Raw genomic sequence first — 14,941 nt, 5'->3', positions numbered from 1 at the left:
CCGAGAAGTCCGTGGCGGCCGCCGTAGGATCGTTTTCTCTTCGGGCGCATGTTCATTTTCCGCGTACCGCCGTGTCGCCCAATCCGGCAACGATTGCGGCGATGTTGTATCCGGTGGTGCGCGGCATATTATTGCTGCCCTGGCGGGGGTAGTCGCTGTGCCCGTGTGCGCCTTGCAGGTTCAAGGTGCCGCCGTGGCCGTCGGACACGACGGCCGGGCCGGTGCCCAGTCGGGTGAAGTTGGGATTGGTCGCCGGGTTGGGTCCGAAGTCGCCGGTGCCGGTGGCATCGGCGCCGAGCCCGAGGATCTGCGCGAGCCCGGACGGCAGGCTGTGCGAGAGGGTCTTGCTGTTATAAGCCCATTGGATGGGGTCATCGGGGGTTTCCATGGCGTAGACGTGCCCGGGCCCCAGCTGCAGCTGCCGGGGCGTGGACGCTTCGATGCCGGGGGAGCCGTAGAACAGGGCGTCACTCACCCCGTGGTTGCCGGGTTCTTGCAGGGCCAGCCCGGTGGTCAGCGAGCCATAGGAATGCCCAATCGCGGTCAGGTGGGCAGGGGCGCCCTGGTGGGCCGCCCCCAGCCCGTCGTAGAAGCGGGCCAGGTCATGGGCACCCGCTCTGGCGACGTCGTCATGGCTGACGTCCCAGCCGCCCACCAGCGACCTGCCGATGTCATCCCAGCCAGGGATCTGTGGGGCGTCATATCCGATCCACGCAATGGCGGCCACCGTGTCATGCTGGTGGCCCGGCGTGAAGCTCAGTTGCCGGAGGGCTTCGGTCCTGAGGTTGGTCGCCTCCTCGGTCATGTTGCCGATGCCGCCGTGCACGGTGGTGTTCAGTCCGGGGGTGGTGACCGAGACGTGTGTGGCGGTGTCGGGGTCACCGACCGCGACGGCGGCGCGGGCCTGACGGCCGTTCTTGGTGTCCAAAAGCAGCAGCTTTCTATCCGGGTTGCCGGCGACGGCCCGGTCGACCGCTTGCAGATCAGGCAGGTATTTGGCCTGGTTGCGGGCGTCGTCGTAGTGGTGTTGCCAGACCTCATAGGCGCGGCGGTCGTCGAAAATCGCGCCCGGCTCGTTGGGGTGGGGAATGTTTTCGCCCGCCGCCCAGTCGGGGTGCTGGGCCCGCAACGCGTCGGCCTGCGCGGCGGCCGCTTGGGCGCGCGCCAGTTCATCGCCAAGCGTCAGCCGGTTGTAGTGATCGCGGTCAATGGCGGCCATCCCATCATGGTTGCCGATGTAGTGGTCTTGGCCGTATAGCCAGTCCTTCTGCTCCCGAGTGAGCCGATTCCACAGCTCGGCGAATTGCTTCGGATCCTCCGGCAACGGCTGCGACAGGTGCGGCCGAATTGGATGCTGTTCGTCAGCCGGCGATTGCGGCGCGTCCAACGCTCCGATGACCGCCGGATCGTAGCCATCGATGCGCAAGGTGTTCAGCGAGTTCTGCAGAGTGTCTGAGTAGCCGTTGCGGATCAACTGCAGCTGGCCCAGGGCAACTTGCGTGTCTTTGATCGCCTGATCTTCAAGGGCGGTGATAAGCGCTTCGAGCGACGCTCTGTCGGCGGCGGTGAGGTGGGGGGTTTTCTCCATCTCCAGCGCTTCGCCGATTTCGGTGTCGAGCTGCTGCAGCTGAGCCTCCAGCGTCGCGATCTGCCCACCTGCCGACCGCTGCGCCTCGGCCAATGCGGCTGCGATGCTTTCCAAATCGACTGCGATCCTTGGCAATTGCACGGCCTGTAGGCCCAATGAAGCCGTCGCTCGCGGCACCTCGGCGGAGTCGTTGATCGGGTGATCGCCGCTCTCCCGGTTCCACGCCGCCTCAAACCGGCGGCGGGCGTCGGTGAAGGCGGCGCTGGCCTCCGCGGTGCAGCGGCCCGCGTCGTAGAAAGCCTGCGCCAACTCGGAAATTTGCGCCGGGCGGCCGACTTGGAGGCTATCGTTGATCGCCCAGGGGTCGCCGCCCGCCTCGCCGATCAGCAGCGGGATGCTTATGTACCGGAGCTGCATCGCACCGCCCGTAGGGCCGCCGCGTTGCCCTCATCCATCCGGGTAAACCCGCGTGCCGCATGATGCGCCTTGCTCCCGACGGAGCCGAGGATTCCCTGGTGCGCCTGTAGGGCTTTGGTGTGGCCAGCGTGAGCCAGCGTCACCGCGCCGTGAAACGATTCGGCCGCGGGGAAGTCCCCGAACATACCCACGGCCAGCGGACCGCGCGACAGGTGATCTGCCCCGAATTGGGCGTGCTCACCGGCACGGCCGCACTGATTCGCGCGCGCGTGCAGCAATCCGGGTTCGACGAACATCGCTACCACGGTCATTGCGCGGCAGCCACGGACGGCAGCCCGACCAAGATCCCCTCGACGTCGCCGTCGGCGCCCGCCAACAGTCCGCGTCCGGGCGGTAACGCTTGGGCGCGGACCATTCGGTTGATCCGGTTTTGTGGGTCGTTGTCCATGTACAACTGGGCCACTTTCGCCGAGGTCTGAAATTTCATCCATGGATCCATCGGCATGGTGGCCCAGTTCGCGCTGTTGCGCGTCGTGAAAACGTGCAACCCGATCTGGCGGGCGCGTTCCATCAGCATCCACAGCGCCGCGCCCACGGGCGGCTTGGCCGGGTAACTCTGTTCCTTGCGCAGGTCCTGGACGTCGTCGATGAGCACAAAATGCCGAGCGCCTTCCCACGGCTTGAGCGCTCGCAACTCCTCCTGGCTCAAACCCTTGGGAGGCAACCGCGGCAGCAGTACCTGTTGAGCCAACTCGGTGATGACCTCGTCGATCTCGTCTTGGTCATAGGCGTACGCACGCACATAACCGGGGCCGTGCAGATCCCGCAGGCCGTGCGGGGCGGTCTTGGGGTCGATCAGCGTGAGCTGCGCCTCCTCCGGGCTGAACCGGCTCATCACCGCCTCACCGATGGCCACCAGCGCCGTGGTCTTGCCGCAGCCTTGGCGGCCCAGGATCATCAACCCCGGGCTTTCCCGCAGCCGCAGTGCAACGGGACCGAGTTGGTGGCGCTCACCGATCGCAAACGCAATCGAAAGCTCGTCGCCGCTGGGCCGCGCGCCCTCGTGCTCGAGGATCGCCTTGAGTTCCACGCGCTGTGGCAGGCGCTGCAGGCTTGCATGCTTGGTCACACCGGCGACCTCGGCGATGCGCGCGCCAACTTCGGTGATGTTCACCAGCTCGCCGGTGGTGGGGTCGGCCAGCGCCGGAATACCGACCCGCAGCTCGTGCAAGCTATCGGTCAAACCAAAGCCGGGGCGGTTCAAGGTTCGCCGCGCCGCTTCCCGCGATTCGATCGACGAGTGCCCCATCTGGCTCTCCCCGGGATCGGCCAGCCGCAACTGAATTCGCGCGGTGACGTTCTGCAGGAGATTCTGCCGCTGCCCGTGGATCCAGCCCCCGGCGCTGCACATCAGGTGCACCCCGTACTCCGGACCACGGCTACTCAACGAGATGATGCGATCCCCCAAGAGGGTGTCCTTCGAGTACAGGTCGTCGTAATCATCGAGCACCACAAAGACATCCCCGAACCGGTCATTGGGATCGGTACCGCCCCGCCCGTCGCTGCCGACCCCGAACCGGCGCTCCCGGAACCCGTCCAGATCGATCTTGGCTTGCCGAAATGCCTCCTCACGCGCGTCGATCAGCGCCTCCATCGTGCTCAAGATGCGCTCGATGCCCTCGGAGTCCTTCGGCGACACGATGTCGGTGACGTGCGGCAGCGACCCAATCTGGGCCATGGTCGCGCCCCCGATGCAAAAGAACGTCACCCGCGCCGGGCTGTACATTGTTGCGGCCGAGCACATTAGCGTCATCAAGGTGGTCGTCTTGCCGCGCTGCTTGGCGCCCACCACGATGATGTTGCTGCGCAACGCGTCGATCGCATACACGACCTGCTTGGATTCTTCAGGGATGTCCATGACGCCCACCGGGAACATCAGCCCTGGGTTATCTCCGTAGTCGACATGCCATGGCCTGCCGCGGTATCCCGCCACCAGAGCATCGACGGGCTCGGCGTCCTCCAGCGGCTCCAACCACGGCCGGCGCGGCGATCGGTGCGGCACGTTGTGCAGCGACTCCCGCAGCACGTCGACGATCTTTTTCTTCTTGAAACCGTCGTCGTGGTAGAGGAATTCGTCGGGCTCCGCGTCGGCAGCGGCGGCGGCCGCCAATGCCTCGGCGTCGGCCGCATCCAGCGGCTGGTACTGCCAGCCGTACAGCCGCGGCTTGGTCAGGGTCATGTCGATGGTTCGGGCCACTTCTTTCTTCTTGGGCACCACGAACGGCGCGGACAAGTAGAAGCAGCGGAACGGCTCGAGGTCGCGCGGCCCCACCTTCAGCAGCGCGAAGCCGTTCTCCTTCGACGGCAGATGGTAAGCGGCGTCGCTGCCGATCACTTCCCGGCTGTCATCGCCGGATTCGGCGCGTAGCGCGATCCGAAACGCGATGTTGGACTTGACTTTCTGAAGCGATGACAAGTCCAGCCGCTGACCACCCAGCATGAAGAAGACGTTGGCGCCGCGGCCCTCCTGACCGATGTGGATGATCAGTTGGATCCACTTTTCGTGGTTGGCGAACAACTCCAGATATTCGTCGACGATCACCAGCAGCACCGGCACCGGCGGCAGATCACGCCCGGCGAGACGGATCTCCTCGTAGTCGTTGGCGTCGCGCGCGCCGACCGACGTGAACAGCTCGTAACGCTGCTTGATCTCACCGTCGATGACCCTGCGCATCCGCTCCGCGAGATGCCGCTCGTCCTTGCCGAGGTTGGACAGCGCGGCCACCACGTGGGGGAGGCCCAGGATGTCTTGGGCCGCCGATTCGAATTTCATGTCGACGAAGATGACGTTGAACGTCTCCGGTGAGTGCGTCAGCGCGATTCCATAGACCAGCGACAAAAAGAATTCCGACTTGCCCGAACCGCTGGTGCCGATCACCACGGAGTGAAACCCGAAGCCGCCAAAGTCCTTGGCGCGCAAAATGATATTCTGCAGCTCGCCGTTCGGCTTGGCGCCCACCGGGATCTCCGACCACCGCTCGTCACCGCGGCCGCGGCGCTCGGCCCACAACCGATCGACATCCAATTCACGCGGGTCGCTGATGCCAAGCGAGCGCAGCAGCTCCGCCGCGCCGCTGGCCGAATCGGTGATCTCGCTGCGGCTTGTCGGCGACCACCGCGCCATGGCCCGCGCGTAGCGGTAAGCCCGATGGATGGACAGCTGGTCGGCATGGGCGAAGAACTTGCCGCGCGCACGCAGCAGCGGCGCCGGCCGCTCGTCGTCGTCCTCGTCGGCGCCGTCGCTTTGAACCGGCCCCGAACCGCTTGCCGCGCCATGCCGCTCACCCATTTCGAAGACCTGGTCCTCGGCGAAGCCCACGCCGGTGCCCACCCGAGACGCGATGCGCAGCACCGTAATACCCGCCTTGCCGACCTGGCCGACCACGCTTTCCCACGCGTCGGGGCTGCCGGTGTTGTCGTCGACGATCACCAGGTGCGGTCCCAGATCGACTGCGGCAGTTGCCTGCCCGGTTTCCAGCGCCGAGCCCATCGCCGTCGGGCTGGCCGCCGCCACCGGGGTCCACGCGCCGCGCTTGCCCTTCATGTGCAGCTCGGCGCCGAGCGCGGCCTCCAGCTCCTCGGGTGTGGCGAAGATCAGCCGCCGCCACCCGCAGGCATCGAACAGCTCGTCGTGCAGGTTGTGCGGCAGCCACACCATCCACGACCACACTTCGGGGTTGCGCGTCACCACCAGAAGCTTGACGTCGCGCGGGTTGTGAAACACCGCCAACGAGCACAGCGCCGAGCGCATCAGCGCTCGCACCCGGTCCAAGTCCTCGCTGACGAAACTGAAGCCCGGCGCCGAGCGCAGGTTCACCACCTTGGCGATGTCGCGGATCTTGCGCTGCTCCAAGATGAAATCCCGTAACGCCTGCCCGGTGACGGGTTCCAACTCCTCATCGGAGGATATGTCGGGCCAGGTCACCGACAACACCGAATCCGGCGCATGCTGCACGCCCGTCCCTAGTCTTACCTCCAAGAAGTCGACGTCGCCGCGGCCGCGTTCCCACATCCGCGGACCGCCGATGATGGCACCTAGCCCGCGCGGATCGGAGTGCACCGCGTGCTGCCATGAGCGTTGCGCGCACACCGCCGTCTGAATCTCGTCCCGGATGCCGTCGAGGTCGCGTAGATAGCGCCGACGGCCCTTTTCCATTTCCCCCCAGGTGATCTTGCGGGCCCGCCCAAACCGCCCCGAAAACGCCAGCATGCTGAACGCGCCGATTCCCATCAGCGGGAAGAACCCGGTGGACAGGCTGCGCACGCCCGACACGTACAGCATGACGATGGTGCCGATCAGCGCGACGATCAACGCCGGCACGCCGATCATCACCCAAATGTTGCGCGGCTCGCGCTCCGGCAGAGCTATCGGCGGATTCGGCGCTACCCGAACGGGTTTCGGCGGGTCTATCTTGACGCGGTTGATCGGAAACGCTTTCTTGGACACTTAGCCGCCCGCCTTCGCTGTCGTCGTCACAATGGCCACCTGGCCGAGCGTCGGCACCGTGTCGCGAGCCAACAGCGCCGCCTCGCGCGACAAGGCCGGTCCCGCGGCAAAGGTCCGCAGCAACGGCCACGGCGCCTGCACCGCCACACCGGGGTCGAGTCCCAGTGCGCGCAGCGTCGGCTCGTCGTTGGCGATTCCGAACCGCACACCGTTTCCGGATACCCAGAACAACGATTCGCGCGAATCGGCGGTGATCACGCCGCTGGTCGACGTCACGAAGTTCGCCGCTCCCGGCAACACCAGCACCTGGTTGGCCACCACCGACGCCGGGTCCCGGTCGTCACGCACCAGCCGCACGATCCGGCTGTCCATCGACGAGGGCACCGGGAGCCCCCGTCCGTTGTAGACGGCGACGCGGGCCTGCGGGTCGGTCGGCGCCTTCTCCCACGCCACGCATGTGGTCGGATTGGCCGCGGCGTCAACGAAATTCAGCCGCCCGCTCGGGTAATAGTCCACCGGCAGCGAGGCAACTTGGGGGGTGTTGACCAGCACGTCGGGAGTCACCACCCGCGGCGCCGTCGACCCGTAGGAGTTGGCGCTGCGCAGCAGATCGGCCACGAAGCTGTTGATCTTTTGCACCCCGTCCGGCAGCAGAACATAGTACTGGCTGCCCCCGCCCGCGGTTTGGGCCTGCAGCACCGCACCCACCTGGGAACCCGGCACCCACTTCGACGGGGCGCCCGCCTCGGGTACCTGCGGCACGCGCAGCGGCTCGGTCGCGGGCAAGCCGTCAAACAGCGCGCGCGAGATCTCCACCGGTGCCGTCACTCCGGGGTCCAGCCCCAGGCTCAGGGTGACCGCCCTGTCGGTCGCATCGATCTGCGAGCGCTTGCCACCCCAGATCACGTAGGTGCTGCCCTGGAACGTCACCAGCAGCCCCGCGTCGTCGCGCAGGTGTGTCGCGCGGCCGCCGCCGGTGAGCGGGCCCGCGATCGAGGTGACCACCGGCTTGTCCCCGCTGCGCGGACGCCCGGCCGTGTCGCACACCGCCCAGGCAGAGATCGCGCCCCGGTTCACCGGCATCGCCGCGGGAGCCCCGGGGATGCCGACCAGCGGCCCGGTCGGATACTTGGCAATCTCGGCCGGTTTGACCCATGCCGGCTGCCCCGCCGTCCCCGTCGCCAGCCGCGCCGACGTCAGATTCAGCGCCGGATACAGGCGGCCGTCGATGCGCGCGTAGATCGCCCCGGAATCGCGGTCTCCGATGATCGCCGACTCACCCACAATGCCGGTGGGCTTGAGCACGTTGAGCAGCATCATCCATCCGGCGGCAATGGCCACCAACACCACCGACAACGCCAGCGCGGCGGTTTGTTTGCGATCATCGTGTTTCATCCGCACCGAGAACCGGGTCGTGGCCGCCCGCAGCCGCCGGTTGTAAAACAGATGACCGGAATTTTGGTCGCGGTTGGACAAACTCAGCGGCATGCTCAATACCCCCTCGGTGGTCGGCGAGGATCGGCCTGCTGAATCCGGTCGGCCAGATTCGACGCATCCGCGGCAACCCCGTAGTGGCCGCGCGCGTAGTTGATGAACGCACACGCCTGGGCGACCAGATCGTGGATGTTGGGCGACGTCCCCGGCTCGTGATACCTGGCGAACGTCGGAGCGATGAACTGCCAGGCACCCTTGCTGGGCGTGCCCCTCGCGGCGTTGGAATCCCAGTCGTTTACCGCGTTGGCGTTGTAGTTCGACTCGCGGCGAGCCACCAACTCCATGCCGCTGGTCCAGCGGGCGCGCGCGGCGGGGTCGTGAATTCCTTTGATATCCAATGCTTCTTGGATCGCTGACAACACGGCAGCTCGCCCGGTTTGGTGGTGCGTCCTGCGTGACGTGTGTAGATAGCGCAACCGCCGCAGCCGCAGCGCGAGCCGCCGCGCTTGCGACCGTGACCGCGCGATGTGCCGGTGCTGCGCCCGCAGCCGCGCCGCCATCCGGGTTATCGCCTCCCGCCGGCCCATTGGGGTGTCGTCGGCCCGTGGCGCGTCGGCCTTGGCGGCGTCGAGGATTGCGCGCGTTGCCATGCTCGCGTGCGCGTGCTCGGCCCGCGCCGCCGCTGTGATCTGTGCCAGCGCCTCGTCGGTGTCGGCCAATCGACGTAGCGCGCTGGCGGCGCCCCCGGAGCGGCTTGCCGCCACGGCGGGCAGGGCTATTCGCGTACGGGAGATTGCGTCGGCACGGGCCCGGATCTGCGCGGGCGCGTCAATGTCGGCGCCGCCAACGCCGCCAGCGAACAGGCGATGGCCCCGCGACAACGCCGCAAGCGCCTGCGCCGTCAGGGGATCAGTCAAGGGTTCTCCCGCACCTCCTGGTCGGCTACCGCAAAGTAGCCCGAGGCCACAATCTGCTCCTTTGGCCGCACGGCCAAGAGACTACTGTCGCGAGGACGACCCGACCACTCAGCTCACCGCGGTACCGGGTCTCGCACCGGTGATCAGGTGGCTGAGGCTATTCCTTATACCTCGTCGTCATTCGGCATCACCACAACCCGCCGCGGCGACCTGGTGACCACCGGTGGTTTGCCATCGACAGGTTTCGCCGGAACGCTCGGCGGGACCGTCAGGCGCCCCTTGACCGGCTGGCCATTGGGCACCGCCGGCGCGGTCACGCGCTTCTCGACCGGCTTATCCTTACTGCCTTCGCCGGTAGCGCCCATCGCTCCCGGGGGCACCATCGGCATACCGGTCATGCCGGCCGGCCCCGACGCGGGCGGGGTGCCACCGGTCGGTGGCGCCGCCACCGACTTGCCCGGGGCCCCAGCAGGAGTCGTCGGCGGCGACGACGTCGGCACGGGTGGGGGACCCAGATAGCCGGTCGGGGTCGTGCCGGCACCGCCCCCGCCGCCGGCGCCGATGCCGCCAGCATCACCGCCGGGGCCGAGGCCGGGTTCTCCTTCGATGCTGTCCACAAGCCGCGCCCCGTCGGCGGCCTGTAGTCCCTGTGCGCCGCCGGCCTGCTGCAGCGCACCCATCAGCGGCTGCATTGCGCCCTGCCCGGCCTGCATCGCCTGTTGCGGAAGCTGGGTGAGCGGCCCCAAAATGCCGCCAACCGCGCCGCCGACCGCACCGGTAATGCCCGACACTGCCTGTTGCATCATCTGCGTAGCCCCCTGGGCACCCGCCTCAGCGCCGACCCCCTGGAACTGCTGGGCCGCATCGGCCTCGTTCGCCGTGAACTTTTGCGCGGCATCGGCCGCATGCGCCCGACGATCCAAGTCCTCCTGGGTGCTGGACGCCGCGTCGGCTGCCACTCCAGCATTGCCCGCAGCGAAAATTGCGCCCTGAGCGGCATTGGCAGGCGTGGGTAGGTCTGCGGGAACCCCCGGAAACGGTGCCGGACCTGACGCCGGGGGCGCCGTCAAGAGCTGCAATAAGATCTCGGGCGTCACCTTGATCGGAACTCCGCCCGGCGGAAACGAAGGAAGCGGGCCCGGCGCCGGGTTCTGATCTCCGGTCATGTTTACCCCTCGAACTTCGTCTGGACGCTCGTCTGCTTCGCAGCCAGCGGCCGGCAGCATCGCCATTTTGTCACAGCGCGCATCGAGCGGTATTCACGTCGCAGTGTCGGGCGTCGCTCAGCGATCAAGCAATCCGCACCAAGCGCGTCGGACGCCGCGGTTTCTGGCCGCCGTTTAGGCCGCAAACCCCCTTGAGCCACCGCGCCTCGTGATCGCGCCAAACCAGGCCACATGGTAATTCGCGACGTACTCATGCTCGTCGATCAGAGCCTCGATCGCCGCCAGCAGCATCCAATCCCCGACAGCAGTGAGGTTGTGGCGGGGATAGGCGTTGAGCACCGACTCTTGAATTGCGGCGATGCGGTCGCGCAGCAGTTCGGCTTCGTTGTCGGGCACACCGGTTTTGCGTACGGCCGGCACCACGATGACCTGGGCTATCCGCGGCAGACCGTCGCGGCGGCGCACAGCCTCAACCAACGTGGGCCCGAGTTCGTCGACCTTCGGTACGGCCGAGCGCGCTGACCGATCCCCCCGTAAGCCCAGGCGCGTCCGCGCCCGGCTCGGCAACGTAGGCGTGGGGCTCATGCGCCGCCGCGACCACGACGGCGCCCAGCAAATCGACGACGCCGGCATCGCGGCGTCGTGCGGTTGGCTCCAGCAGCGTCACGTTCGCGGGCAATCGCACATGGGGTGGAATCCACCCGCCGGCCAGATCGGTGACCAGCAGGCTGGTGATGCCGTCCTCGCGCAGCCCGGCCGCCCACCACAGGCGCGGTTCCTGGCGGGCCACCGCATCCACCATCCGCTGCAGCCGTTGCTGCTCGGCCACCCCGGCCGACACCGCGCCGGCCGACGCCCCGGCTGTGGCCGAAACCGCCCATGCGCCGACCATCGACGCCGAGCCCGCGCCGGCCTGGCCAGCCGCGGCTTTCGCGGCCGCGCGCTCCACCGGAGAAACCACCGCGCCCCCGGCCGACGCAGACGACGCCGCCGAGGATGCCACCGGCGCGCCGGAGACCGGCGCGGCCGTGGCCGGGTCGTGGCGGGGGCCGCTACGACAGGTGGGCGTAGGTCTGAGCCGTACGCCGGCAGCGGCCCGGCGGGCACGGCCGGGCCGCCCGCCGGCGCTGCGGGTGCCGACACCGGCCCGGCGGTCAGCACCGCCGGCGCGACCGGGACACTATTCGCGGTCGACGCCGGCGGGAGTTGGGGTGTTCGACGGCGCATCCACTGGACCGTGTGTAGCGGCCGATTCGATACCGGCAGCCATGGCCAGCGGCGCCGGCGGCGCCGGCGCCGTCATCGGAGCAGCAGCCTGCGGCGCAGGAGCCGACCCCGACTGGATCGCGCTCATCGCCCCCTCCGACAGCGACTGCGCACCAGCCGCGGCCGGCTGCCCCGTCACCATCCCGGTCGCCAACGATTGCCCAATCGACCCGGGCGACACGCCCTGGCCGACGGCCGCCGGCGACAACGACGGCGCACCCGGCATAGCCGGCGCTGCTGGTACACCGGGGCCGACCATCGGCGGACCACCACCAGCGGGGGTTGCGACTGGCGGTGCGGATGGCACGGGCCCTGCGTTCAGAGGGCCACCCGTGGGGCCAATTGCCCGAGGCGGCAAGCCGCTGACCTGGGTACCGATCTGACTGCCTCCGCTACCAGGCCCGCCTGTACCAACTCCCAACGCTGGTGCCGTCGTCTCGCCACCTGCGACGGGTCCGCAGTCACTACTACCAGGCCCGCCGATACCACAGCCCAATGCCGGCGGCACATCCAAGTCATCCTTGCTAATCGGGGATGCTGGCGGAGCATCGTCGACGCTAAAGCCGTTCGCCCGTGCCCACGTTCGGGCGTCACGACCGATATCTTCGGCCTCGAGGATCTTCTGCGTGGCCACCATGATCTTGTCGACGGCATTGCGGGATGCGTTCGCCGCATCAGCGTTGCACCGCGCTTGGATCGCCTGTATCTCCGCTATTTGCTCCGGCAGCGGCTTGTTCGACGCAAGAACGTCGTCGATTTCTTTATTTCCTTCGTCTGCGATTTCGGTCAACCGACTCCGCAGATAATCGATGGCGCCGGCGGCAGTTTCGAAGGCATCTGATTTTATTTGATATTTTTCCGCCTTACGGCCTTCCGATTGCGCTCCCTGATAATACCGGCCGATGAGATCCTCGGCCGTTCTTCCCTGATTCCGGGACAAAAGTTCACGCTGGTTCATCAGATTCCGAGCTAGTTCGTCCTTCTGCGTCGCCCAAGTCGCCCAGTGTTGTGCCGCGGCCTGCAGGGCCGCCGACGGGGCCGGCCACCACGGCCCGACCAGCGCTACCGTCCACCTACCGGGCGGGAGATCACCCGCCACCACAGACCCTTTTCATAGCAGCATCCTTGGCGTTGCCGTCATCAAGTGCAGCCTGCCACTCAGGCTGAGTGCCACCACTCGCAATTGCAATCGTCGTGCGGTAAGCGGCCGCTAACGCGCGCGCTGCGTCGCGGTGTTTGGCGTCGAGGGCTGGATCGGCTGACGCATTGTCGAGGATTGCCGCACCGTTCGTGAGCGTGATACGTGCCAGCGCCTTATCGCTCCCGTTCGTGTCGGCTTGTACTGCACGCGCCACCAGTTTGTAGGTGTCGCACAGCTGCCGTTGAGCGGCGGCGGTCTCGGCGGCGGTGTAAGTAGGCGTTGTCGTTGCAGCAGATGGAGCCGGCGACGTGGAATTAATCAGGGCCACGATCAGCGCGGCGACCGCCACTACAGCAGCGATCGCGGCCACGACGATGGCGAGCCAACTGCACATACGTGGCCTGGGCGACGATGAAGGCGCGGTCACGTGCCAGATCGTATCGCCGGACACCGCTTCCCGCTTGCGCCAGATCGCCCCCACCCGGGCATGCCGTCGGCAGATGCGATATCAGGGGCCCACCGACAGCAGTGAGGTTGTGGCGGGGATAGGCGTTGAGCACCGACTCTTGAATTGCGGCGATGCGGTCGCGCAGCAGTTCGGCTTCGTTGTCGGGCACACCGGTTTTGCGTACAGCCGGCACCACGATGACCTGGGCTATCCGCGGCAGACCGTCGCGGCGGCGCACAGCCTCAACCAACGTGGGCCCGAGTTCGTCGACCTTCGGTACGGCCGAGCGCGCTGACCGATCCCCCGTAAGCCCAGGCGCGTCCGCGCCCGGCTCGGCAACGTAGGCGTGGGGCTCATGCGCCGCCGCGACCACGACGGCGCCCAGCAAATCGACGACGCCGGCATCGCGGCGTCGTGCGGTTGGCTCCAGCAGCGTCACGTTCGCGGGCAATCGCACATGGGGTGGAATCCACCCGCCGGCCAGATCGGTGACCAGCAGGCTGGTGATGCCGTCCTCGCGCAGCCCGGCCGCCCACCACAGGCGCGGTTCCTGGCGGGCCACCGCATCCACCATCCGCTGCAGCCGTTGCTGCTCGGCCACCCCGGCCGACACCGCGCCGGCCGACGCCCCGGCTGTGGCCGAAACCGCCGATGCGCCGACCATCGACGCCGAGCCCGCGCCGGCCTGGCCAGCCGCGGCTTTCGCGGCCGCGCGCTCCACCGGAGAAACCACCGCGCCCCCGGCCGACGCAGACGACGCCGCCGAGGATGCCACCGGCGCGCCGGAGACCGGCGCGGCCGTGGCCGGGGCCGTGGCGGGGGCCGCTACGACAGGTGGCCGTAGATCAGAGCCGTACGCCGGCAGCGGCCCCGCGGGCACGGCCGGGCCGCCCGCCGGCGCTGCGGGTGCCGACACCGGCCCGGCGGTCAGCACCGCCGGCGCGACCGGGACACTACTCGCGGTCGACGCCGGCGGGGAGTTGGGGGTGTTCGACGGCGCATCCACTGGACCGTGTTTAGCGGCCGATTCGATACCGGCAGCCATGGCCAGCGGCGCCGGCGCCGCCGGCGCCGTCATCGGAGCAGCAGCCTGCGGCGCAGGAGCCGACCCCGACTGGATCGCGCTCATCGCCCCCTCCGACAGCGACTGCGCACCAGCCGCGGCCGGCTGCCCCGTCACCATCCCGGTCGCCAACGATTGCCCAATCGACCCGGGCGACACGCCCCGGCCGACGGCCACTGGCGACAGTGACGGTGCACCCGGCATACCCGGCGCCGCTGGTACCCCAGGGCCGACCACCGGCGGACCACCACCAGCGGGGGTTGCGACTGGTGGTGCGGATGGCACAGGTCCTCCGCTAGCGAGCCCACCGACACCAGCTACCGGTAGGCGTGACACTTGCGCGCTCGTGTTAGGGACATTTCCCGAACTACCACCGCCACCGCTGGCGAGCCCACCGGCGCTAGCTACCGCTGGCGGCGACGCGGGCGTGCTGGTGCCAGATGTACCAACACCACTGCTGCGTCCGCCGGCGGCGGCTGGTGGCGAATTGAGGTCGTCCTTGCTGATCGGGCGGGGCGGTGGAGCATCGTCGACGCCGAAGCCGTTCGCGCGCGCCCACGTACGAGCATCGCCACCGATATCTTCAGCTTCGAGGATCTTCTGGGTACCTGCCATGATCTTGTCGACGGCGTTCCGGGATGCGTTTGCCGCATCAGCGTTGCACCTCGCTTGGATCGCCTGTATTTCCGTTATTTGCTCCGGCAGCGGCTTGTTCGACGTAATAACGTCGTCGATTTCTTTGTTTCCTTCTTCTGCAATTTCGATCAACCGATTCCGCAGATAATCGATGGCGCCGGCGGCGGCTTCGAACGCACCTGATTTTATTTTATATTTTTCCGCCTTATGGCCTTCCGATTGCGCTCCCTGATAATACCGGGCGATGAGATCCTCGGCCGTTCTGCCCTGATTTCGTGACAAAAGTTCACGCTGGTTCTTCAGATTCCGAGCCAGCTCGTCCTTCTGCGTCGCCCAAGTAGCCCAGTGTTGTGCCGCG

General features: G+C 67.7%; 10 protein-coding genes and 2 pseudogenes. 1 reads left to right on the top strand and 11 read right to left on the bottom strand.

Annotated elements, in window-relative coordinates; genetic code table 11:
* Positions 1-52: 52 nt before the first annotated feature.
* From G6N24_RS21275 to G6N24_RS25090, 11 genes and pseudogenes are all read right to left on the bottom strand, one after another.
* On the bottom strand, positions 53-2,005 hold the full coding sequence (locus tag G6N24_RS21275; protein WP_085161634.1) for a putative alpha/beta hydrolase: 1,953 nt from the start codon (positions 2,003-2,005) through the stop codon (positions 53-55).
* Positions 1,987-2,301: a DUF2563 family protein gene (locus tag G6N24_RS21270; protein ID WP_085161640.1), complete on the bottom strand. Its 315-nt coding sequence runs from the start codon at positions 2,299-2,301 to the stop codon at positions 1,987-1,989. Before G6N24_RS21270 ends, G6N24_RS21275 begins: the two co-directional genes overlap by 19 nt.
* 11 nt (positions 2,302-2,312) lie before the next feature.
* On the bottom strand, positions 2,313-6,512 hold the full coding sequence (eccCa, locus tag G6N24_RS21265; RefSeq protein ID WP_085161635.1) for a type VII secretion protein EccCa: 4,200 nt from the start codon (positions 6,510-6,512) through the stop codon (positions 2,313-2,315).
* Positions 6,513-8,000 (bottom strand): type VII secretion protein EccB, encoded by a 1,488-nt coding sequence (eccB, locus tag G6N24_RS21260; RefSeq protein ID WP_085161636.1) that lies wholly within the window; start codon positions 7,998-8,000, stop codon positions 6,513-6,515.
* A 2-nt stretch (positions 8,001-8,002) separates the two neighbouring features.
* Positions 8,003-8,863 carry a transglycosylase gene (locus G6N24_RS21255; RefSeq protein ID WP_085161637.1) on the bottom strand — a complete coding sequence of 287 codons (861 nt, stop codon included), beginning with the start codon at positions 8,861-8,863 and terminating at the stop codon, positions 8,003-8,005.
* Between the two features lie 821 nt (positions 8,864-9,684).
* A pseudogene (locus G6N24_RS25110) lies at positions 9,685-10,029 on the bottom strand (hypothetical protein); the annotation flags it as partial.
* A gap of 174 nt (positions 10,030-10,203) precedes the next feature.
* A complete protein-coding gene (locus G6N24_RS25580) occupies positions 10,204-10,494 on the bottom strand; it encodes a DUF5631 domain-containing protein (protein ID WP_232070629.1) in 291 nt (96 codons plus the stop codon).
* 4 nt (positions 10,495-10,498) lie between these two features.
* Complete coding sequence (locus G6N24_RS25575; protein ID WP_232070628.1) at positions 10,499-11,032, bottom strand: DUF5632 domain-containing protein; 534 nt, start codon at positions 11,030-11,032, stop codon at positions 10,499-10,501.
* A 177-nt stretch (positions 11,033-11,209) separates the two neighbouring features.
* Positions 11,210-12,253, bottom strand: a complete 1,044-nt coding sequence (locus tag G6N24_RS25570) for a hypothetical protein (RefSeq protein ID WP_232070860.1) — start codon at positions 12,251-12,253, stop codon at positions 11,210-11,212.
* A gap of 200 nt (positions 12,254-12,453) precedes the next feature.
* A pseudogene (locus G6N24_RS21230) lies at positions 12,454-12,830 on the bottom strand (hypothetical protein).
* Positions 12,751-14,013, bottom strand: coding sequence for a DUF5632 domain-containing protein (locus tag G6N24_RS25090; protein WP_232070627.1), 1,263 nt, complete (start codon positions 14,011-14,013; stop codon positions 12,751-12,753). Before G6N24_RS25090 ends, G6N24_RS21230 begins: the two are co-directional and overlap by 80 nt.
* A 270-nt stretch (positions 14,014-14,283) precedes the next feature.
* On the opposite strand from G6N24_RS25090, the gene G6N24_RS25085 reads away from it, so the two are divergent.
* Complete coding sequence (locus G6N24_RS25085; RefSeq protein ID WP_163745590.1) at positions 14,284-14,766, top strand: hypothetical protein; 483 nt, start codon at positions 14,284-14,286, stop codon at positions 14,764-14,766.
* Positions 14,767-14,941 lie beyond the last annotated feature (175 nt).

This window comes from Mycobacterium lacus, assembly GCF_010731535.1.
GTDB lineage: Bacteria > Actinomycetota > Actinomycetes > Mycobacteriales > Mycobacteriaceae > Mycobacterium > Mycobacterium lacus.
The sequence above is the reverse complement of the archived record's forward strand: the minus strand, read 5'-3'. Positions and strand labels throughout refer to the sequence as shown.